Below are 21,170 nucleotides of genomic sequence, written 5' to 3'. Positions count from 1 at the left end.
TTTTTATTCGGTTTCGATAATCAACATGTTCCGATCATCAAATTTCCAATCATCTGAATAAGCAAGTTCCCAGTAGTAGCCGTCTAAATCTCTGAAATAGCCGCTATAGCAGCCCCAGAATACCGTTTGAGGCGACTTGACTACTTCTCCCCCTGCCGCTTCTACTAATTTCATTGTGGCATCAACGTCTTCTTTAGTTTTCATATTGCAGGCAAATGTGATACCGGAAAATTCTCCAACGGAAAGCGCTGGCGGATCGTCTGGATCGATATCTGTTTGCAACTCCGATATGGGATACAGTTCCAACTTGCTTCCTTCATTATCAAAGAAGACGATTGGTGGACTTTCACTTGTTTCAGGTGTTTGAAAACCAATTCCTTTGTAAAAAGCTAAAGCCCGAGACATATCTTTTACCCCTATGCAAACTAAATTCAGACGATTCATTGCGTTCCCTCCTCATTTTTGATTTCCTGGTAGCAAAAACATTCAGTGACGTGGTCATTGACCATCCCGCTGGACTGCATGAATGCATAACATATCGTTGGACCAACAAATTTAAAGCCAGCTTTTTTGAGCTGTTTACTCATGAATTGACTTCTTTCTGTCTGAGACGGAATATCTTCTATACTATCCCAACTATTTTGAATAGGTTCGCCCTCTACAAATTCCCACAAGTAATCAGAAAACGACTGATCACCTTCTACTATTTTTAAAAAAGCCTGTGCATTTGTCACTACCGACCTTACTTTCAGTTTATTTCGAATGATCTTTTCGTTCTTCAACAAAGTCTGAATTTTATCTTCGCTATACTGGCTAATGAGCTCAGGGTTGAACTGATCAAACGCTTCTCGGTAGCCGTCTCTTTTTTTCAATACCGTTAGCCAACTCAAACCGGCCTGGGCACCTTCTAAACATAACAGTTCAAACAGTTTCTGATCATCATAAAGCGGTCGTCCCCATTCTTTATCATGATAATGAATATAAACGGCATCTTCGGTCACCCAACCGCACCTTTTTTTCATTTTCTATTCCCCTTCTTTTAATCCATTGTATTAAAACTCTATGTAAATACCTATCAGGAAGACTTTGGAACAATTAATCTCCTGCCTAACCGCAAAACATTAGACAAGAGATCCTCATTACGTTCAAGTACTACTTGTATACTCGTGAAACGCGTTAAGAATCCATTTGGTTTTATGGTTTTAGGATTATGGATAGAACTTGAAAAGCAAACAAAGATTAAAAAAACACTCATAATGTTTAGAGTTGCATAAATTTGCGGCATCGTTTATGCATAAACGATGCCGCAACATTAAAAACCCCTTTTTTTCACATCAAAAAACGCATAACTGCAAGTTTCACACTCTTATAAGACGCTTATTTTCACAAAGAATATTACGATTTATATCAATTTGTCACTTATTTGTAATTTCTAATCAAATTCTTAGAAAGCTGCTTTGAAAGGCTACGTAAACGATAACACCCTATTAAAAACCTTGACAGTAGGTTTGATTGTTTTACTATACTTCTATCGCTTGGTATAATTATAGTTGTGTAACAGACGTTAATAACACTTGTTTTTCAACGTTTCACGTTAAACTGTTGCCCAGCGTTGAAATTATAAGGTCAATATTGAATATAAAATACATTTAAGGAGGCTGAAAATCTTTGACAACTAAAGTCGAAATTCAAAATTTGGTCAAAATCTTTGGCAAAAAAGAAAAACAAGCTTTAGAACTAGTTAAGAGCGGCTCATCAAAAGATGACATTCTTAAGAAGACCGGAGCCACAGTTGGTGTCAACCGAGCTAGTTTCAAAGTAGAAGAAGGCGAAATATTCGTTATTATGGGACTTTCCGGTAGTGGTAAATCAACATTAGTGCGTATGCTTAACCGTTTGATTGAACCAACCGAAGGAAGCATATTGATTGACGGTGAAGATGTTTCAAAAATGAATAAAGATGAACTGCGTAAGGTTCGTCGTGAAAAAGTATCGATGGTGTTTCAGAACTTCGGCCTATTCCCTCACCGCACTATTCTGGAAAACACAGAATACGGCTTAGAGGTACAAGGCATAGACAAGGAAACGCGTCAGAAAAAAGCTGAGAAAGCACTTGATAATGCCGGACTTCTTCCATATAAGGATCAACGTCCAAATCAATTATCTGGTGGGATGCAGCAGCGTGTGGGATTAGCTCGTGCGTTAGCAAATGATCCTGAGATCTTACTCATGGACGAAGCGTTCTCTGCACTGGATCCACTTATTCGACGCGACATGCAAGATGAATTACTGGAAATGCAGGAAAAAATGCAAAAAACAATCATCTTTATCACCCATGACTTGAACGAGTCATTACGTATTGGTGACCGTATCGCTATTATGAAAGATGGCGAAGTGGTTCAAGTGGGTACCGGAGAAGAAATTCTTACAAACCCGGCCAATGAATATGTCGAGCGTTTCGTTGAAGATGTCGATCGTTCTAAAGTCTTAACGGCTGAAAATATTATGATCCGTCCTCAAACATTGCGATCGAGCAAAGCAGGTCCACGTGTGGCTGCACAGGAAATGAAGACAGCTGGCTTATCAAGCATGCTCATTATTGATAAACAACAGCAATTAAAAGGTTATGTTACAGATACAGACGTGTTAGAGGCTGTTAAATCTAACATACGTAGCCTTGATAGTATTATACGAACAGATATTCCTAAAGTTTCTAAAGACACCTTGATTTATGACTTGTACGATATCATTCATGGCTCTGACACACCTGTTGCAGTGGTTGATGAAAACAATAAATTAGAAGGTATCGTTATCCGTAGTTTAGTCATTGGTGCCTTAGCTAGGGAAAAAGAGGAGGATTCAAATAATGGAGAATAGTATTTTAGATATCATACCTCAAATTCCTGTTTCCGAATGGATGGCTAATTTTATATCCTGGTTAACGGACAATTTCTCGTGGCTTTTTGATGCCTTACGTGATGCAGGTAACTGGACAATGGACACAGTAACAGATTTATTACTCGTTGTTCCACCAGTCTTATTCATCCTATTGCTTACTGCCTTAGCCTTTTTCGCTACTGGTAAAAAAATAGGGTTGCCGGTATTTACCTTGTTGGGCCTGATTTATATTTATAATCAGGGATTATGGGAACCATTGATGTACACCATCACACTGGTTGTTGTCGCAAGCTTGCTCTCTATTATTATTGGGGTACCCGTTGGTATACTGATGGCTAAGAGCGAATGGGCAAATGTGCTTATCACACCCATCTTAGACTTTATGCAGACCATGCCGGCATTTGTTTACTTGATACCAGCTGTCGCATTCTTTGGAATCGGTATGGTTCCAGGTGTGTTCTCTGCTGTTATCTTCGCTTTACCACCGACGGTTCGATTTACTAACCTGGGAATTAGGCAAGTAACTGATGAAATGGTTGAAGCTGCCCAGTCATTTGGTAGCACAGGATCACAACAATTATTTAAAGTGGAATTACCGCTGGCTAAGGCAACGATCATGGCTGGTATTAACCAGACTATCTTACTTGCCTTATCAATGGTTGTTATTGCTTCAATGATCGGTGCACCTGGTTTAGGTGAACGTGTCATCAACGCCTTACAACGTGCTCAAGTTGGACCTGGATTTGTCGCCGGTTTCGCTTTAGTTGTCTTGGCAATTATTTTAGACAGAACGATGCAAGGATTTAACAGAGACTAAGAATTAGCTTAGTCTTCAATAGATATACAAAATTAAAAGGAGTTTTTATTTTGAACATTACTTGGAAAAAATTAGGTTTAACGGCAGCATCTGCTTCAGCACTATTTTTAGCGGCGTGTGAAGACGGAGCAGACACAACTGGCGACGAAGCAACTGAAGGATCACTCGAAGGCGAAATCAATCTGGCTTATGTCGCTTGGGACTCAGAAATTGCTTCTACAAACGTACTTGGACAAGTATTGGAAGATGTCGGTTACGATGTTAAATTAACACAATTAGATAACGCTATTATGTGGGAAGCTGTCTCTAATGGAGAAGCTGACGCAATGGTCTCTGCTTGGTTACCGAATACACATGCACCTCAACTTGAACAATATTCAGACGATTTAGTCCATCTAGGACCTAACTTGGAAGGTGCTGCTGTTGGTTTAGTTGTTCCTGCATATATGGATGTAGATTCAATCGCTGATTTAACAGATGAAGCTGGTCAAACCATTACTGGTATCGAAGCCGGCGCAGGCGTTGTTGCTAATGCAGAACAAGCTTTAGCAGACTACGATAACTTAGCAGACTGGAATGTTCAGACATCATCTTCTGGTGCGATGATGACTCAATTGGCAGACGCTTATGAAAAAGAAGAAGATATTATCGTTACCGGCTGGTCTCCTCACTGGAAATTCGAGTCATACGATTTAAAATATCTTGAAGATCCTCAAGGAATATTCGGTGATGCAGAAACAATCGACACCTTCACTCGTGTAGGCTTTGAAGATGACTTACCAGAAGCTAATCAAATACTTGATAACTTCTTTTGGGAAACAGCTGACATGGAAGGCGTCATGCTAGAAATCCAAGAAGGCTCAACTCCTGAAGAAGCTGCACGTAACTGGATCGAAGAGAATGAAGATACTGTTTCTGAATGGACAGAAGGCATTGGCGAATAATAGCCTTAATTTAAAGACTATTTGAGACAATGAACTTAAAAAGGAGACACCGTGATTGATATTCACGGTGTCTCCTTTTTTGTTTGTCTTTATTTTAAATAGTCTAAGGCATAACGGATATGAAGTTCTGTCGCAACAGCTAATCCTTTTTCAGCGATATCAAATTTCTCATGATGATGACCATACCATGTATCTGGATCACCTAAATCGCGTGTGCCTACTCGGGCGTATACGCCAGGTGCTTCTGCAAGGAAATCAGCAAAATCATCTGCTCCCATACTTTTTGGTTTATTCAAAATCACATTTTCTGCTCCAACGATAGATGAAGCAACTTGAGCAGCTCGATTTGCAGGACCTTCTGCATTGATCAGTGGCGCTGCTGCATCATAGTTCTCAAATTCTATAGTTGCTCTATGTGAATCTGCAACACTCTTCGCCACTCGTTCCACTGCCTTCAGTACCAGATTTCTCGTTTCATGACTAAATGTTCGTACGGTCCCTTCCAAAAATGCATGATTAGCTACGATATTATACCTAGTTCCCGCATTCAGAACCCCTATAGCGACGACCACATTATCTAGTGGGCTGACTTCGCGACCAACGATGCTCTGGAGTTCTACTGTTATTGCTGCGGCAGTCAGTAAAGCATCGATTCCTTTATCAGGTTGAGCGACATGCGCGCTTTTTCCATGAACCTTGATTTTAAATATGTCACAGGATGCATTTGTTGCGCCCGATACCGAAACGATTTTACCTACTGGGACGCTTGAATCTAAGTGGAGCCCGAATACCTGCTCGACCCCTTCAACAAATCCACCCTTAACAAATTGGCGTGCACCGGCTCCAATTTCTTCTGCCTGCTGAAAGGCCAACTTAATGGTTCCTGAGAATTTATCTTCGTGGCTCTTCAATATTTTAGCTGCTCCTAGCAAGGCAGCTGTATGTCCATCGTGTCCACAGGCATGATGCAGACCTGGGTTTTTAGATTTGTACGGTTTATTCTTCGCATCTTCTAATTCCAGTGCATCTATGTCTGCCCGAAGTAAAATTGTTTTACCAGATCCCCTCTGTCCTTCTATCGTGCCTATTGCACCCGTTTCACCGACAGATTCGAAGGGGATATCTAATCTCACTAATTCTTCTTTTATGCGCTTGATCGTTTCATATTCCTTCAGACTGGCTTCCGGGTACTGATGAAAGTATCGTCTTAAAGCAATGACTTCTTCTGCACCTTCAAGAACCTGTGCTTTGATAGATGTATCGGTTAAAGTCGTTGTCATAATGATCACCCTTTTCATAATTTTCGCAAAACTTTTCAGGAAACTGATTTTATCATTTTTCTAATTAATCCCATGCTGGTATCGAAGACCCTTCAGATGTTTCTGCGATAACCTCTTTTGTATCTTCAGACTGGTAAGCTTCTACTACTTTCTGGAACACGTCATTATCCGCATCTTCTTCTCTGGATACAATGATATTGATATATGGTTCTGACTGGTCATTCACCGGCTCTAGGAAGATTGAATCTTCGTTAGGAACAAAGCCCGCATCCACTGCCATTCCTGAATTGATGATCGATATATCTACATCCTGAAGTGCTCTGGCTGTTTGAGAAGCATCCAGCTCCTGAATTTCCAAGTTTAATGGATTATTTGTTATATCATTCACAGTTGGCGTCACTCCGGCCTCTGGATCAACTGAAATCAGTCCAGCCGTCTGCAGCAGTAATAAGGCACGTCCACCATTGGTTACATCGTTAGGTATGGCTACCGTAGCGTCTTCTTCCAATTCATTCACATCAGCTAGTGTATCAGAATAGATCCCTAAAGGTGAAATGACCGTTTCCCCAATGGGTACCAGTGTCGCTCCGCTGTCTGCGTTGAAGGATTCCAGGAATAGTTTATGCTGAAAAGCATTCAAATCGATTTCTTCTTGAGCCAATGCATTGTTTGGTTGAGCATAATCTGTAAAGCGGACCAATTCAATTGTTATGCCTTCTTCCCTTTCCAGTTTTTCTGCAACAAAATCCCAAACGTCATTATCTTCTCCTATTACACCGATCGTCACTGTATCTGAACTTCCAGCAGATGCATCACATGCCACTAATAATAATAGTAAAAATCCTAAGCCTAAACGTGTAATCCATTTTAATGTCTTTTTCATTTTTAATTTCCCCTTTTAGTTTTTATTTTTAGTGACTCGTTTTTCTTACTAGAAAATTACCTATCATCTGACTCATCAACACGATGATCATGATGGCGATCGTCGCAACGAGCGTCACGTCAGACTGGAATCGATTGTACCCTCTCGCAACAGCCAAGTTCCCCAAGCCACCTGCTCCGATCGCTCCAGCCATTGCAGTCAGCCCGATCAAGTTAATGATCGTAACAGAAGATACTCGAATGATCGAGGACAGTCCTTCTTTCAGATAGACTCGAAAAATAATTTCTAAAGGTGATGATCCCATTGCTTCCGCCGCTTCAATGACCCCTTTATCCACCTCCAGCAAGGCATTTTGAACCTGACGGGAGTAGAACGGCACCGTCCCTATGACAAGCGGAACGATAGCTGCTGTTGTCCCGATCGATGTACCCACTATAAAACGTGTAAACGGGGCAATCAATGTCAGCATAATGATAAAGGGTACCGAACGGAAAGCATTCACACTTCTTTCCAGAAAATCGTATACCTTTTGATTTTCCAAGATACCTCGTCTTTCAGTTACTACAAGTATAATGCCCAATATAATACCCAAAACCCCCGAAATAAGCGCTGATATACCGAGCATATACAAGGTTTCCCATATACTGTTCAGTATTTCCGGTTGAATACTCAGTGCGTTTTCAAAATAGGTTTCAAACCAGCTGATCATGTCGATTCTCCTAACTAATTTTTTCTTGTTTAATTGGTATAATCGTCTGTGCATTTTGGATCCGTTTCACTACAATGTTATTCGATTCAAGGTAAGCGACTGCTTTTTCCCGCTGCCTTTTCTCCCCAGAAAAGACCACAATCAAATTCCCCACTGGTGTCTGCTGCAGGATCTCTACATTTCCGTATAAGATATTCGTCGTTACTCCAAACTGTGCATAAAGACTCGCTATGAGCGGTGTGCCCGTACTTGCTCCTACATATGTAATGTTGGCGAGCACATCGTCTGCACTTAGATCGAGCAGAGTGGGGTGTTTCCTGAGCTTTTCCAAAGCTTGATCAAGGTGGGTCGCCGTATCAATAAACTCATGAGTCAATGCTTCTTTAGGAGCAGTGAACAGTGAAACCAAATCCCCTTGCTCGACCACTTCCCCGTCATCCATCACTGCTACCTTATTACATATTTCTTTTACGACCTGCATTTCATGTGTAATGATCACGATAGTCAACGACAATTGTTTATTGAGTCGTTTCAGTAGTTCCAGAATGGAAGAGGTTGTTTTAGGATCCAGAGCACTCGTTGCTTCATCACATAGCAAGACTTCCGGATCATTCGCCAACGCTCTGGCAATCGCGACTCTTTGTTTCTGACCTCCGGATAACTGCGATGGATAGGTATGTTTCTTATCCGCCAACCCGACCAGTTCCAGCAGGTCATCCACTTTATCGTTGATTTCTTTTTTTGATAAACCTGATTTTCTCAGGGGATAAGCGACATTCCCAGTTACTGTACGTGCCCGCATCAAGTTGAAGTGCTGAAAAATCATTCCTATTTTTTTTCGTGCAGTACGTAGCGACTTGGCAGGTAACGTAGATAATTCTTGTGCATCTACTATTACCGATCCTGACGTCGGGCGCTGCAACAAATTTATCGTTCTAACCAGTGTACTTTTACCGGCACCACTATAGCCGACGATCCCGTAAATATCTCCCTTGTCTATTTTTAATGACACATCCCGGACGGCTTTCACCGTCTGTTTCCCATCTTGAAACGTCACGTCCACATTCTTCAGTTCAATCATTTGTATCCCCCTAGTATCGTATTCCCTTTTAAAAACAAAAAAATCGTTCATCCTTATAATCAGTATGTCTCTGATTATAAGGACGAACGATTAGTCCGTGTTACCACCTTTTTTCAAACCTGTCTCACGACTGGTTCCTCAAAGAGCACAAAGAGTTTCCTTATGCTCCGTCGCTGTAGTGGGCGAACCCATGATAGCCTTATATAACCGTATTAGTTACACTCGGTATCCTGCTTCGAGTCCATTTTCCACTTATTCAAGCAAACCTGTTCTCATCTACCCAGGCTCTCTGTTGTTGCTGTATTATAAGTGTACTTTACTCTTCATTGCAGTTTTTTTGTCTATTCAGTTCTTTAAGTAAAAAAAAACGACCTTAAAAAAATCTTTTTTTATCAAAAAGACTTTTTTAAGGACGACTAAATCTATCGTGTTACCACCTTAATTTACAGCATCATCACTGATACTGTCTCTGCCAGTACACAAGATTCTTCTTGTAGACTGCGTCACTGTAACGGGTGAACCCGTAGTAAACTTACCTTCAGCAAGATCGTTTACTCCACTTCCAAGACCATTTTCCATTTATTCACTCTTATCTGCTTTCACCGGCACAGACTCTCTAAGAAGACTTCCTAAATGTACTTTTCTTTTCACATTGTTTTCTTGTTAAATTTTAATTTTCGACTTGTTTATTACTATACTCACTTCACAATACATTGTCAAATCTTTTTTGAAAATCAATTGAACGTATTTTCATCCCTGCTTCAAAAGTTTGGGTGCCGTAGCATAGATAGCTAACGCACCCAAGGGGGCTGTCACGATAATCGACAACACCGCAATAGCTAAAATCGTAGCACCCTGTTCAAAACCCAAAGCTAAAGGCACGGCGCCGATCGCGGCTTGTACAGTGGCTTTAGGTGTGTACGCTATCATACAAAATAAACGCTCTTTTGTATTTAGGTCGCTACTCATTGTGGCTATCCATACACCCGCACTTCGAGCCAGAAGGCCAATTAAAATAATACCTAAGCCAATAAATCCTGAATCTAACGCAACAGCAATATTGACCTCTGCACCCACTAGGGCAAACAAAAGGATCTGGAGAAACACCCATAATCCGCCTAAGGCTAGAGAAAATTCCTTCGACTGTGCAGGAACCTTTTCCAGTAGGAGAAAACCGATTATCATCACACCTAATAAACTTGCTATACCCAAAGCATCTCCCCACTCAACAAAAAGTATTGTGGCTCCAAGTAAAAGCACCAATTTTTCAATATATTTTTTATGAATGAGCTTAAATATATAAACAGCAAACAAAGCAAGCACACCACCTATTACTACGCCACCAATAATACTTAATGGAATACGTGCAATATCAAGCAATAGTGAACTTTCCATTGCTTCTGTTCCTAAACCTAGAAAGAATGTAAACAATGTTATAGCAAAAACATCATCAATGGACGTCCCCGCTAGGAGTAATGTGGGGACTTGCTTATCTTCACCTAGTCGCTTTTCCTTCAAGTCCAGCATGCTTGGAACCACAACGGCAGGTGACACCGCCGCAATGATAAAACCAAGCATCCCTGCTTCTGCGAATGAAAATCCCAGCAGATAGTAAGCTAAACCGGTAACGGTAAACCCTTCGATCAAACAGGGGATACTGCTCATTTTCAGAGCTATCACACCCACTTCTTTGATCTGTTCTTTTTTTATCCCTAATCCCGCTCTTAGTAAAATAATTATTAAGGCAAACGTCCGAATATCTTGCGAAACTAATAATAAATCTGAGTCCAGCCAATTAAGCATATAAGGGCCCATTAGTACACCCACAAAAAGCATACCGATGAGAGGCGGCAGTTTAACTTTCGAGGCCATTTTCCCCCCGATATATCCCAGCAGTAACAATAATCCTAGTCCTGTTAACATAAGCTCGTCTTCTTTCTTTTATGTATTAAAAAAGCAGCAGTATTAAAACTGCTGCTTTTACAATAGCATTGATCAATGAATAGCGCCACCAATTTCTTTGATATCACCTTTACCTTGTCTCTCGACGATTGCTTCGATTCCGGCTTGTAATCCTTTTGAGATACCTTCTAGATGCATTGAAGGTTGATTCGGTTTGTTTATCACTTGTTCAGGAATAAACGGACAATGGATAAATCCACCGATTTTATCAGGATACTTCTTATCGATCATGTATAAGATTTGATACATGATATGATTACATACAAATGTTCCGGCAGAATTAGAAACGCTTGCAGGTACGTTTGCCTCTCTCATTTTCAGCACCATCGCCTTGACAGGTAACAAGCTAAAATAAGCGGCTGGTCCGTCTTCTTTTATTTTTAAATCAATGGGCTGATTGTCCTCATTATCCGGAATACGCGCATCATCAACATTGATAGCTACACGTTCAGGTGTCACACCATAGCGTCCTCCTGCCTGACCGATACAAAGAATGACATCCGGGTCGATTTCTTTAACTTTTAGCTCAATGACGTCTGCAGCTTTATAAAATACGGTCGGTATTTCTAGTTTCACTATCTCGGCACCCGCTATGTTATCTGGCAACAATTTTACCGCTTCATACGCAGGGTTCACTTTTTCACCACCAAATGGATCAAAACCACTAACTAAGATTTTCATTTTACCTTACCTCCCTTACTGATCACTTTTAAATGCCCAAGAATACATTAGTGATGAAGTGTACGACTCCTAGAAAAAAGTATCAACGGACTGAATCATGATACAAAATCCAGTCCATTGATACTCTATTTAATTATTATTATGAGCGCCTATCCGGATTTACACGCGTCCATTCTATGAACGTGTCCATACCTTCAAGCTGCACCACTTGTCTACATTGATATGTCTGATACCATGATTTGATATTTGGTGTCATACTATTGATGATTCGTTCGTAATTTGCTCCTTTGGGTGTGTTCCACGATTCAGGAAAAGTAAGATTGATAATGGCTTTACCTTGCTGGTACAAGACATTGTATTTACCTTTTAAGAACCCCGCTTCTCCTGAAGGACGAATGACAAATTCTCCGTAAAACGGTTTGGCTTCTGCTACTTCACGGTGATTGGGAAAAGCTGGTGAAAAACTCACTTCAACAGGATGTGTTTCGTGTTCCAGCGTCATTCTTTTCAGCTTATACAGGTCATTAACTTTTTCATATAAGTACGTGTGACTATCCGTTTTGGCTATGCCCTGCTCATTGATTTCAACTTGTTCAAGTGCGTATTTTCCTGCTTTGTTGAAGTTAGCAACCACCGAATTCGTTGAAAATTCGACATAATACCGAGACTGAAAATCTTTTGGAAAAGCGAACGGATCAACCTCTTTAACATTGCCATCGATAGACAGAAAAATGTCAGTGTCTCTTTTTCTGGCAAAGTCAAAATCATAAAGGAAAAAAAGCGGCATAGAATGTGGTTCCTCTAAGTGATTCCCCACTGAAGGGAGCCAGGTTAACGGATTTGATTCTTTTTCGATCCGTTCATCAACATATAACACAATGCGACGATCAAGTTTATCGTTAAATACAAAACCGGCGTCCAATCGTCCATCCACGTGATTGAAATAAGCTTCATCGAATTCGACAATATAGCGTTCTTTCAACCCTTTTCCTCCAACTGATAAAATTTCATCTTCTTCTGAAATAGTTAGAGAATCTTGAACATAGGAGTCTCGATAGCCATCCTTCCTCCATGCCAGCACTCGAAATCCTGAGCCATAAGACTCTCCTTCGATATAATGCAATTCAAATGTATCGTATTCTGTGTCTGGATTTTTATGAAAATGAAACATGGCCATTTGTTTTATGGGAGACAGTTGAATTCTAAACGGGACATATGCTTTACCTTTAATCATCTACTCACCTTCTTTTATGTGTCTTCACTTCTTAACTTGTTTTTATTGGTTATTTTTATGATACACTATTTTCCTCTTTCTGTAAGCCCTTTTGTTTCAATAACAATAAAAAAATAGAGACGTTTCAGATAAGACCTGCTTTTTTTCCTTTCTATAAGGCAATATATCGGTAACGATAATGGTTCAAGAAACTTAATACGAACGTTGATCCAACACTATACAAATTTACAAAAAAACACCTTGCTCGAATTCATGAGCAAAGTGTTTTTCAATCATTCAATCATTTTAATGATTCTACCGTATAGCTTGTATCCGCAAGAGCATTTTCCAATTGTTGTTTCGTTACCGCTTGGGATGATTCAAATGTCGCTTCTTTTTCATCCAAATTAATGTCAACTTGTGAGACGCCTTCAATATTTGAGAAGGCCGCTTTAACGGAATTGGCACAACCCTTACAGCTCATACCTTCGACTTTTGCCTGATAATTCATATTTGATCTCTCCTTTATTATTTATTGTTCATTGACTCTTTCTGCTAATGTGGGTTTGAATTTTTTCAAACGTAGTGCATTGAGCAATACAGAAACTGAGCTGAAACTCATCGCTGCTGCAGCAAAAGCTGGATTCAAGAGTGGACCACCCAGTAGATAAAGTCCACCCATAGCGATAGGAATACCAACGATATTATAAGCAAATGCCCAGAATAAATTTTGTTTGATATTTTTCAATGTGTCTTTACTCAATTCTATTGCTGTCAACACTTCTTTGATATCACTACGCATCAAGACGACGTCTGCTGATTCTACGGCAACATCCGTCCCAGAACCTATGGCAATACCCACATCTGCTTGAGCAAGAGCCGGTGCGTCATTTATACCGTCACCAACCATCGCTACCTTTTTACCTTCTTCCTGCAGTTTCTTAACTTCATTTGCTTTATCTTCAGGTAATACATCACTCAAGACGCGGTCAATGCCTGCTTGTTTCGCTACTGCATTAGCGGTTCGCGTGTTGTCACCTGTGATCATCGCAATTTCAATGCCCTGTTTACGCAGAGCTTGAATGGTTTCAAAACTGTTTTCTTTTAACGTATCTGCTACTGCAATAATGCCTTCGACAGTCTTGTCAACAGCCAGATACATCGGTGTCTTACCTTCGTCCGCCAACTGATTGGCAATATCTTCCAGTTCATTAATGGCTAATCGCTGTTCCGCCATCAATTTCTTGTTCCCGAAATAAAGAGTATATTCATTTACTTTTGCAAGCAGTCCTTGACCGGGAATAGCTTCAAAGTCTGACACATCTGTTAACTTAAGCTGCTCATTCTCGGCTTGTTTAACGATCGCTTCGCCAAGAGGGTGTTCGCTTCCTTTTTCTGCAGAAGCCGCAAGTTGAAGCAAGGTCTCTCTTGAAAACGATGAACCTTTACGCATGATCAAATCGGTAACGACCGGTTTGCCTTCTGTCAACGTTCCGGTTTTATCAAAGACGATCGTATCCACGTTGTGAATAGTTTCTAGCGCATCCCCACTTTTAATTAAGACACCGTGTTCTGCTCCCTTACCCGTGCCGACCATAATGGCAGTTGGTGTTGCCAGTCCTAACGCACACGGACAGGCGATAACAAGGACAGAAATTAAAATGGTGAGTGCAAAGATGAAACTCTGACCAGCTATGAGCCAGACCAAGCCGGAAACCAAGGCCAGTCCCATGACGATGGGCACAAAATAGCCCGTAATGACATCAGCCAATTTGGCGATCGGTGCTTTTGACCCTTGCGCTTCTTCGACAAGCTGGATGATTTGAGAGAGCGTGGTATCTTTACCTACTTTAGTTGCACGGTAATCTATCGATCCGTTTTTATTCATGCTGGCCCCAATAATGTTGTCGCCTATCTCTTTAGCCACCGGCATACTTTCACCCGTCAGCATGGATTCATCCACTGCAGTGCGACCGCTGACGATGATCCCATCTACTGCCATTTTCTCACCCGGGCGTACCCGTATGATATCTCCCGGTGACACTTTTTCAATGGCCACTTCTTCTTCAGTGTCATTATGCACCACACGCGCTGTTTTTGGTGCTAAATCCATTAATTTCTGAATCGCTTCTGACATGCGTCCTTTTGAACGTTCTTCCAGATATTTTCCTAATGTGTGAAAAGCTAGTATGACCGCACTTGTTTCATAATACAGCATCATAGCCAAGTCAGCATTCATGAATATGATCGCAAACGTCGCGGCCAGACTATAAATGAATGCGGCAGCTGTACCTAATGAAATCAATGAATTCATATTAGGATGGCCTTTGGATAATGTTTTAAATCCCTGTTCAAAATAAGATCTGCCGGACCACATGACTGGGAGTGTCAATGCCAACTGCAGTAAAGCAAAATTTGTTGCGTTGTACATGGGATCGATTATACCAGGTGGCATTATGCCCACCATGGGGCCCATGGAAACGATCATGACTGGAATCGTAAAGAGTGCGGACAAGATCGTCCGTTTTCTGTACATTTCTTCTTTAGACATCTTTTCGGTTTCGTCTGGTCGAGAAATCTCCATCTGGTCTTCGTCTATAGGAAAAGCTTTATAACCAGTATTGGATATAGCATCTGAAATATCTCGTACTGATAATTCGAGCGGATTGTACGTGACAGACATTTTTTCAGAAGCCAAGTTAACGGACGCCTTTTCCATACCGTTAAGTTTAGCCGCCGTCTTCTCCACTGTTGCAGAACAAGAGGCACACGTCATCCCTTCCACATCGAAGGTCTTTGTCACATATTGTGGCATGATAAGGGTATAGCCAGTTCCATCTATTTGTTTTTCGAGTTCTTTCGGATCAAAATTCCCTTTTTCAACCTTGATATTCAGTTTTTCTGAAGCAAGGTTGACGGATGCTTCAAGCACACCATTTAAATTTTTCGCCGTTTTTTCTACTGTCGAAGCGCATGACGCACAGGTCATCCCCTCGATCGGATAAGATTTCGTTTCCATCACTTTTCCTCCTTAATGCACACAGGAACATTGTCCGGGCGTACACCCACATTTTATTTTTTCTGGTGCATCAACTTTCTTCTCTTGGATCAGTGCTTCAAGACGTTCCAAGTCACTTATGCTTAACGAGCTTTTTTCTAAAATCGATTCGATGGTTTGCCCCACTTTTGTGGTACACATTTGACCAAGTAAATCATCTATTGCCTCATCAATACTTTCTTTTTCTGAAACAACAGGGCTGTATTGGTACTTCCGACCTTGTTTCTCAGTTGAAAGCATGCCCTTTTTCACCAGGCGTCCGATCAATGTCTTGGTTGTCGCTAATTTCCACTCTTTTTTCTCTTTTAAGATATCGTCAATTTCTTTACTTGTTATGGGATGGGTCGTCCATACGACGCGCATCACTTCCCATTCTGAGGGAGAAATTTGATTTTCATGCATGATTGAACCTCCTCCGGTTTACAGTTGTAAACATTTAACTTCTTTTATAGTTTACAACTGTAATCTATAAAAGTCAACAAAAAAAACTACGATTCTTATAAAATCATAAGAACCCATAGCTAATAATCGATATTTGAAATAGTCAAGTCTTGCAGCGTCATCAGTTTGTCTGTAAATACTTTTTTAATCAGCATTCATTTCAAATTTATTTATGTTTTCTGAAACAAGATGTTTAAAGGTATCTATTTGTTTTTGTGAATCGAAAAAACGCTTAGGTAAAATCAGCGCTTTATTTTTTGAGAGATACAGTAAAAACATCGCTTTGTTTTCTCGAGCCTTAAAAAAGTCATCCCATTCATACTGATTATTTGAACTTTTGATGAGCTGAGTCATTCCATCAGCATCAAAAGTATAATTTACCATTTGTTTGATCAGCTGATCACTCTTATATTCTTCGATGGACTGCCTCTTTTTCAACTGTTTGGAAAACAAATAAAGCAGGCCCGAAAGCAACAATGCTGGGGCCCCCGCGAAAATAAGTACCAATAGAATACTCCCAGACATAGGTATCCAGAGTATCAAAAAAATCACCATAAAACTTATAGCAACATACAACTTCAGCACTTTATTCATATGATAGTGATTATATTTGATGAAATCTTCCAATGTTAGTTTTCCTGAGATTGATATCTCCGTGTCTTGTCTCAATAGACCTTCTCCTTTGATATCTCTACTTCAACTACCTATGCATCAATCATTTATAATCCTAATGATTGATAAAATACAGCCTGACGCTATATATATCAGTTACTTCTTAACTCACTTACGCTAATCTTTTCAGGTCTCGTTAAATCTCTCGCAGCAACAAGCATGGGATCGATAAAAGGCACAGACAAATCTGTTGCGTTTAAGACTAATTCCACTTCCGTACATCCACCAACAATTAATTCGCACCCTTCTTCTTTGATCAACCGCTCAGCTACTTCCACTAAGAGCATTTTAGTATGCTGGCCTGTGTTGCCCTGTTTGATTCCATTTTCGCCGTATATAGCCTGCATTACCATATGTTCCTGTTCGAAATCGTTTGGATAGGCAATCTCTTTGTCAACCAGATGCGTCTCAAACAAACGGGTATTTCTGGTTGCAGTCGTCGATAATACGCCGATTTTTTTAATGTTGGGATACGTTTCATCAACATACTTATTTAAACCCTTAAGGACGTGATGAAGGGGTATGTCTACTTCTTTTTGAATAACCTCAAAAAAGTAGTGAGCGGTGATGCACGGCATGACCGCGACTGTCGCACCGGCCAGTTGCAAATTAGCTGCGGTATTGATCATCTCTGAAACGGGAGAAGGGCCACCGTATAAAATGGCTTGTGTCCGATCGGGAATTTTGGGATTGCTATCAATGATCGTTCGGAAATGATCCTGATCTTTCTCTACTTGCGTTTCTTTGATGACTTTCATATAAAAACTAGCCGTTGCTTCAGGTCCCATTCCACCTAAAACGCCGATAACTCTCTCCTCATTATTCATACTAACCCTCCCGTCTAAGCTTGATAAAATACTTACTTCCACGGGCAGTCCCGCTTTTTTATTGAACTATTAGTTCTTTCTTATTTGATCCCATTATTAAAAAGTCTACGGTGGAAACTTCTTAGTAAAACATGCTTTTATTATATGATCATGCACATCTTACATTCTATTTTTTCAAAAATAGAAACGTTTCTTTATCTGATTTTAATGATAGTTCAAAATCTTGCTGATACGATTCGTGCCCTTTTCCAGTAACAACAACGAGTGTTGGTTCTGTTGCGTTTTTCGTGGCATCTGAAATAGCTATCGTCCGATCCAAAATGATTTTCACTTGTCCGGATGGTTGATCTTTAACAAATTCCAGGTACTTTGCTTCCATTGCATCCTCACTCAAACCATTTAAATCATCTAAAGTCAAAATGGTCTCATCACTAAATTGAGCGGAAATTTGCATCATCTTTTCTCTTTTAGTGCTGTCTCTGTTTCCTCTAAATCCGAAGATGTGCACCAAACGATGATTGGGATATATTTCTTTGATTGTAGGTAATAGACCTTGCAAGGCTTCTGCCGTGTGGGCATAATCTATCACACCTTTGACGTTTTCAGAGAGCGTCTCTACCTCAAAACGTCCCGGTATCGGTTCTAAATCTTTCATTACTTGAGAAATATTGGTTATATCCTCGTTCAGATCTTGTAAAACTGTCATAGCCATGGATAAATTAGACAGATTATATTTACCGGGCAGAGGTAATTCGACCGCATAAGCTTTGTCTCCGATCGTACACGACCCTTGCGTCGATCCTTCCAAGTGATATCGCGTATATTGATGCTTTTCGCCTACAGTTAAAACAGTCAGGCCTTCTTCTGTCAATAACTGTGAAAGTTTCTCCCCCCATTTATCATCTTCATTGACTATCGCTTTACCTGAATCTTTCAATAAAGCAAACAACTTCTTCTTAGCAAAAAAATACTCTTCTATAGTGTTGTGATAGTCTAGATGATCATGCTGCAAATTAGTGAACAGCGCATAGTCAAAAGACATGCCTTCCATGCGATGTTGCTCTAACCCTTGAGAGGATACTTCAATAACAACGGCCTCGTCGTTAGACTCAGCTAACGCCTTTTGTATAGTTGATGCGCTCGGAGTTGTTAAAGAGCTTTTTGTCCGTTCCCCATTCATTTCATTAAATACAGTACCAAAGAATGACACGGTATATCCTTTTTTTCTTAAGAGATGTGTCAGGAATAATCCGGTTGTTGTTTTCCCGTTGGTTCCAGTAACTCCAATGACTAATTTGGTCTTGGTTGGATTGTTATGATAGCTTGCGGCTAATTGCCCGAGTAATTTTCTGGTGTTCTCATGTTTGATATAGGGAGTATCTTTTAATTCAATGTCTTGTTGACCAATGATCACACTTGCTCCCTTTTCAATTGCTTGAGAGATATAACGATGACCATCATTTTTGAAACCCTTTACCGCGACGAACACAAAGCCTTCTTCAACCTCAGTTGACTGATCTGTCACACCTTTTATTTCAGTTGTTTCGGGTATCGTATCGCCAGATAATCCTTGTATATTTTCAATCAATTTATTCCATTTCACAATTAGTCTCCTTAACATATTCCTCAAACACTTATAAGCAATTATTCATTAAACTTAAAAAACTAAAATAAGTTGCGCTATTTTCTTTCTATTCTTTTGTAAGTGTAAGGTCTTTCCATAACGGTACACTATTGAAAGTTTCCTTGATATAAAACTCCCCTGATCCGGCTTCTTTCTCTAAATCTTCTAGCGCATCGACATCATTAAAATGCCACCACTCGGAAGCTAAAGGGTTAAAACCGGCTTCAACCATGTATTCCTGAAGTTTAAGCGACGGTTCAGTCATTTTAGAATTAATAGTTAAGTCTTTCCAACCTTCACGGTCTGCAGAAGCAATTGGTCGTTCAAAAATAGCTGACTCCGCACTTAATTCATGAAGAGGTGTGTGCATAATGTATTCCGTATAATTTTCCACTGTTAAGGTTCTATAGTCGCCTATCGTCTGGTCTATGATTCCTTCTACTTCAGCTAGACTGAGATCAATAGCTATCCCTCTTTGATGATTGGATACATTCATGTTTATAAACCAGGTCATACTCCAAGGCTCGTCAGCAATGCCTTCCGCCACCTTTTCGTTCTCTTCGACTAGTTGAGTCAAGGAATCATTAACGAGCAGCTGAACATCTCTCGGTCTGAAAGTCTCATACACCACTAAGCTCTCTCCATTTTGCAGTGCTAATTGTTGCGCATAGAACAATTTTTTCGCTGTTTGATATAGTAAGGGCATAATGAATTCTTCTTTTTGCAGACGATCATTATATTCAATCATTGGATTAAGTGGTTCACCTGTCAACTCTGGAATTTCTACTCGAGACGATTGAAACCGGGAATCATAACTATTTGTATGATTGTAAATGATCGATGGGATAACATCCGGTAAATTGATAAAAGCAAAACGATGTTCGATCCATCCTTCAAAAGTGTCGGATCGGACAAGCCAATATCCCCCTACTTCTCCTCTTATTTCAAAAGGTGTACCGGGACTCAATTCTTGAAGAGAACCCGCATTTGAATCGGGCTCTTCATACAACGCTTGTTTGACTGAAGTATAACCGGCTGCTCCGACAATTGGCAGCTCAAATGTCCCATCTGTATACCACATTGGAAGTTCCGGTTTTTCTTCGCTATTATCGTTCTTATCTGAGCCGTTTTGATTGCCAGGTTCAGTTGCTGTTTCTTCTGTTTGTTCGTTTTTTTCGGATTGTTGCAGATAGGTACTTATGCCTACAATAACAATTGAAAAACTCAGTATGATGATTAAACCATTCAATAAAGATCTATTTTTTCTCAACATTAAAGCTCCTTTATCTGTTCAGCCATTTACATCTCTTTGTTTCTGCTTATACTTTTACACAGTATAAGACCTTAACGTCTTCAGGTCAAAAATAACTGTAGCACGTATAAGAAAATTAAATGTAGAGGATAGAACCAGTAAAATGCCCATTTTGTAAACCACGTTCTTTTCCCGGGCTTTCTATTGTACAAATAAAGAATGGGTAAAGCCATCAAACTACCGAAGCGGTACATTACAAACCCACCATATTCTTGTAAGCCGGGTATAATGTAGAACAGTAAAGTGATCAATACAAATCCAGTCATTTTCCAATTCAACTTGTCTCTAAATAATCCGAAATTCAAAACCCACAGCACGCCAATATAATTCCAGTTAGCCGGTGTTGCCAGTATTAAACTAGCAACGACAATGACCACTTTCCATACATCAGATAACTTTTCGTTTGTTGCTGCAGTTAAAGCGATCAATCCCATCAATAAAGACCAGAAAACGCTCGTTGCCTGAAAAAAGCCAAAATCGAAGTACATGATATAGGGAACATGAGAAATCAGAGCGAATATGAATATTCGCATAGCATAAGCTTTTTTATCTGAAGTGTAATGATGTCCTTCGGCAACAAGATACGCAATAAGCGGTGCCGCCAAACGACCAATCAAATGCAAGCCCCATCTTCCCGCCGTACCATCTTCTGTGATCACTCGCGAAAAATGATCGACGAACATAGCTGTAACAGCTACTATTTTGATGACATTCGCATTCAAACCGACATTTTTAATTTTTGCAATAGAGAATGGATGTTCCATCTTT

18 protein-coding genes, 1 pseudogene and 1 other annotated feature are annotated in these 21,170 nt (G+C 40.2%); of the genes and pseudogenes, 2 read left to right on the top strand and 17 right to left on the bottom strand.

Annotated features, from left to right (window positions below):
* Positions 1–3: 3 nt before the first annotated feature.
* Both ACO1PF_RS06225 and ACO1PF_RS06220 read right to left on the bottom strand, forming a co-directional pair.
* Complete coding sequence (locus ACO1PF_RS06225; protein ID WP_423190457.1) at positions 4–444, bottom strand: VOC family protein; 441 nt, start codon at positions 442–444, stop codon at positions 4–6.
* Complete coding sequence (locus tag ACO1PF_RS06220) at positions 441–1,022, bottom strand: DNA-3-methyladenine glycosylase I (protein ID WP_423190456.1); 582 nt, start codon at positions 1,020–1,022, stop codon at positions 441–443. The genes ACO1PF_RS06225 and ACO1PF_RS06220 overlap by 4 nt, the downstream gene beginning before the upstream one ends.
* 646 nt (positions 1,023–1,668) lie before the next feature.
* Here ACO1PF_RS06220 and ACO1PF_RS06215 point away from each other — a divergent pair.
* Both ACO1PF_RS06215 and ACO1PF_RS06210 read left to right on the top strand, forming a co-directional pair.
* The gene (locus ACO1PF_RS06215) at positions 1,669–2,877 is read left to right on the top strand and encodes a quaternary amine ABC transporter ATP-binding protein (RefSeq protein WP_423190455.1); all 1,209 of its coding nucleotides are present in this window, start codon (positions 1,669–1,671) and stop codon (positions 2,875–2,877) included.
* Positions 2,867–4,659, top strand: a pseudogene (locus ACO1PF_RS06210) (ABC transporter permease/substrate binding protein). Before ACO1PF_RS06215 ends, ACO1PF_RS06210 begins: the two are co-directional and overlap by 11 nt.
* Before the next feature lie 89 nt (positions 4,660–4,748).
* Here the strand turns inward: ACO1PF_RS06210 and ACO1PF_RS06205 are convergent.
* From ACO1PF_RS06205 to ACO1PF_RS06135, 15 genes are all read right to left on the bottom strand, one after another.
* Positions 4,749–5,939: an amidohydrolase gene (locus ACO1PF_RS06205; RefSeq protein WP_423190454.1), complete on the bottom strand. Its 1,191-nt coding sequence runs from the start codon at positions 5,937–5,939 to the stop codon at positions 4,749–4,751.
* Between the two features lie 64 nt (positions 5,940–6,003).
* Entirely contained in the window at positions 6,004–6,822 is an 819-nt protein-coding gene (locus ACO1PF_RS06200; RefSeq protein WP_423190453.1) for a MetQ/NlpA family ABC transporter substrate-binding protein, read from the bottom strand.
* A gap of 28 nt (positions 6,823–6,850) precedes the next feature.
* Positions 6,851–7,531 (bottom strand): methionine ABC transporter permease, encoded by a 681-nt coding sequence (locus tag ACO1PF_RS06195; RefSeq protein ID WP_423190452.1) that lies wholly within the window; start codon positions 7,529–7,531, stop codon positions 6,851–6,853.
* A 10-nt stretch (positions 7,532–7,541) separates the two neighbouring features.
* Positions 7,542–8,612: a methionine ABC transporter ATP-binding protein gene (locus ACO1PF_RS06190; RefSeq protein WP_423190451.1), complete on the bottom strand. Its 1,071-nt coding sequence runs from the start codon at positions 8,610–8,612 to the stop codon at positions 7,542–7,544.
* 405 nt (positions 8,613–9,017) lie between these two features.
* Positions 9,018–9,274, bottom strand: a binding site (T-box leader).
* Between the two features lie 88 nt (positions 9,275–9,362).
* A complete protein-coding gene (locus tag ACO1PF_RS06185; protein ID WP_423190450.1) occupies positions 9,363–10,535 on the bottom strand; it encodes a cation:proton antiporter in 1,173 nt (390 codons plus the stop codon).
* A 72-nt stretch (positions 10,536–10,607) separates the two neighbouring features.
* The gene (pcp, locus tag ACO1PF_RS06180) at positions 10,608–11,255 is read right to left on the bottom strand and encodes a pyroglutamyl-peptidase I (RefSeq protein ID WP_423190449.1); all 648 of its coding nucleotides are present in this window, start codon (positions 11,253–11,255) and stop codon (positions 10,608–10,610) included.
* Between the two features lie 139 nt (positions 11,256–11,394).
* Positions 11,395–12,489 carry a hypothetical protein gene (locus ACO1PF_RS06175; RefSeq protein ID WP_423190448.1) on the bottom strand — a complete coding sequence of 365 codons (1,095 nt, stop codon included), beginning with the start codon at positions 12,487–12,489 and terminating at the stop codon, positions 11,395–11,397.
* A 280-nt stretch (positions 12,490–12,769) separates the two neighbouring features.
* Positions 12,770–12,979, bottom strand: coding sequence for a heavy-metal-associated domain-containing protein (locus ACO1PF_RS06170; RefSeq protein WP_423190447.1), 210 nt, complete (start codon positions 12,977–12,979; stop codon positions 12,770–12,772).
* A gap of 21 nt (positions 12,980–13,000) precedes the next feature.
* Positions 13,001–15,487 carry a heavy metal translocating P-type ATPase gene (locus ACO1PF_RS06165; RefSeq protein ID WP_423190446.1) on the bottom strand — a complete coding sequence of 829 codons (2,487 nt, stop codon included), beginning with the start codon at positions 15,485–15,487 and terminating at the stop codon, positions 13,001–13,003.
* 12 nt (positions 15,488–15,499) lie between these two features.
* Positions 15,500–15,928, bottom strand: a complete 429-nt coding sequence (locus tag ACO1PF_RS06160; RefSeq protein WP_423190445.1) for a CopY/TcrY family copper transport repressor — start codon at positions 15,926–15,928, stop codon at positions 15,500–15,502.
* 183 nt (positions 15,929–16,111) lie between these two features.
* Positions 16,112–16,474, bottom strand: a complete 363-nt coding sequence (locus ACO1PF_RS06155; RefSeq protein ID WP_423190444.1) for a YcxB family protein — start codon at positions 16,472–16,474, stop codon at positions 16,112–16,114.
* 257 nt (positions 16,475–16,731) lie between these two features.
* The gene (locus ACO1PF_RS06150; RefSeq protein ID WP_423190443.1) at positions 16,732–17,466 is read right to left on the bottom strand and encodes an aspartate/glutamate racemase family protein; all 735 of its coding nucleotides are present in this window, start codon (positions 17,464–17,466) and stop codon (positions 16,732–16,734) included.
* A gap of 166 nt (positions 17,467–17,632) precedes the next feature.
* Positions 17,633–19,069, bottom strand: a complete 1,437-nt coding sequence (locus ACO1PF_RS06145; protein ID WP_423190442.1) for a UDP-N-acetylmuramoyl-L-alanyl-D-glutamate--2,6-diaminopimelate ligase — start codon at positions 19,067–19,069, stop codon at positions 17,633–17,635.
* A gap of 88 nt (positions 19,070–19,157) precedes the next feature.
* The gene (locus tag ACO1PF_RS06140) at positions 19,158–20,363 is read right to left on the bottom strand and encodes an SH3 domain-containing protein (RefSeq protein ID WP_423190441.1); all 1,206 of its coding nucleotides are present in this window, start codon (positions 20,361–20,363) and stop codon (positions 19,158–19,160) included.
* An 80-nt stretch (positions 20,364–20,443) separates the two neighbouring features.
* On the bottom strand, positions 20,444–21,166 hold the full coding sequence (locus ACO1PF_RS06135) for a TraX family protein (protein ID WP_423190440.1): 723 nt from the start codon (positions 21,164–21,166) through the stop codon (positions 20,444–20,446).
* Positions 21,167–21,170: the final 4 nt, after the last annotated feature.

The organism is Alkalibacterium sp. f15 (assembly GCF_049389645.1).
GTDB lineage: Bacteria > Bacillota > Bacilli > Lactobacillales > Carnobacteriaceae_A > Alkalibacterium.
Note: the sequence above shows the minus strand (reverse complement) of the source record. Positions and strands in the feature narration are given on the sequence as shown.

What these genes read in the sequence shown, in the direction of transcription:
- ACO1PF_RS06205 (WP_423190454.1), bottom strand. Translation starts at nt 5,939, where the DNA reads ATGACAACGACTTTAACCGATACATCTATCAAAGCACAGGTTCTTGAA.
- ACO1PF_RS06170 (WP_423190447.1), bottom strand. Translation starts at nt 12,979, where the DNA reads ATGAATTATCAGGCAAAAGTCGAAGGTATGAGCTGTAAGGGTTGTGCC.
- ACO1PF_RS06195 (WP_423190452.1), bottom strand. Translation starts at nt 7,531, where the DNA reads ATGATCAGCTGGTTTGAAACCTATTTTGAAAACGCACTGAGTATTCAA.
- ACO1PF_RS06190 (WP_423190451.1), bottom strand. Translation starts at nt 8,612, where the DNA reads ATGATTGAACTGAAGAATGTGGACGTGACGTTTCAAGATGGGAAACAG.
- ACO1PF_RS06135 (WP_423190440.1), bottom strand. Translation starts at nt 21,166, where the DNA reads ATGGAACATCCATTCTCTATTGCAAAAATTAAAAATGTCGGTTTGAAT.
- ACO1PF_RS06200 (WP_423190453.1), bottom strand. Translation starts at nt 6,822, where the DNA reads ATGAAAAAGACATTAAAATGGATTACACGTTTAGGCTTAGGATTTTTA.
- ACO1PF_RS06225 (WP_423190457.1), bottom strand. Translation starts at nt 444, where the DNA reads ATGAATCGTCTGAATTTAGTTTGCATAGGGGTAAAAGATATGTCTCGG.
- ACO1PF_RS06160 (WP_423190445.1), bottom strand. Translation starts at nt 15,928, where the DNA reads ATGCATGAAAATCAAATTTCTCCCTCAGAATGGGAAGTGATGCGCGTC.
- ACO1PF_RS06175 (WP_423190448.1), bottom strand. Translation starts at nt 12,489, where the DNA reads ATGATTAAAGGTAAAGCATATGTCCCGTTTAGAATTCAACTGTCTCCC.
- pcp (WP_423190449.1), bottom strand. Translation starts at nt 11,255, where the DNA reads ATGAAAATCTTAGTTAGTGGTTTTGATCCATTTGGTGGTGAAAAAGTG.
- ACO1PF_RS06165 (WP_423190446.1), bottom strand. Translation starts at nt 15,487, where the DNA reads ATGGAAACGAAATCTTATCCGATCGAGGGGATGACCTGTGCGTCATGC.
- ACO1PF_RS06185 (WP_423190450.1), bottom strand. Translation starts at nt 10,535, where the DNA reads ATGTTAACAGGACTAGGATTATTGTTACTGCTGGGATATATCGGGGGG.
- ACO1PF_RS06150 (WP_423190443.1), bottom strand. Translation starts at nt 17,466, where the DNA reads ATGAATAATGAGGAGAGAGTTATCGGCGTTTTAGGTGGAATGGGACCT.
- ACO1PF_RS06220 (WP_423190456.1), bottom strand. Translation starts at nt 1,022, where the DNA reads ATGAAAAAAAGGTGCGGTTGGGTGACCGAAGATGCCGTTTATATTCAT.
- ACO1PF_RS06140 (WP_423190441.1), bottom strand. Translation starts at nt 20,363, where the DNA reads ATGTTGAGAAAAAATAGATCTTTATTGAATGGTTTAATCATCATACTG.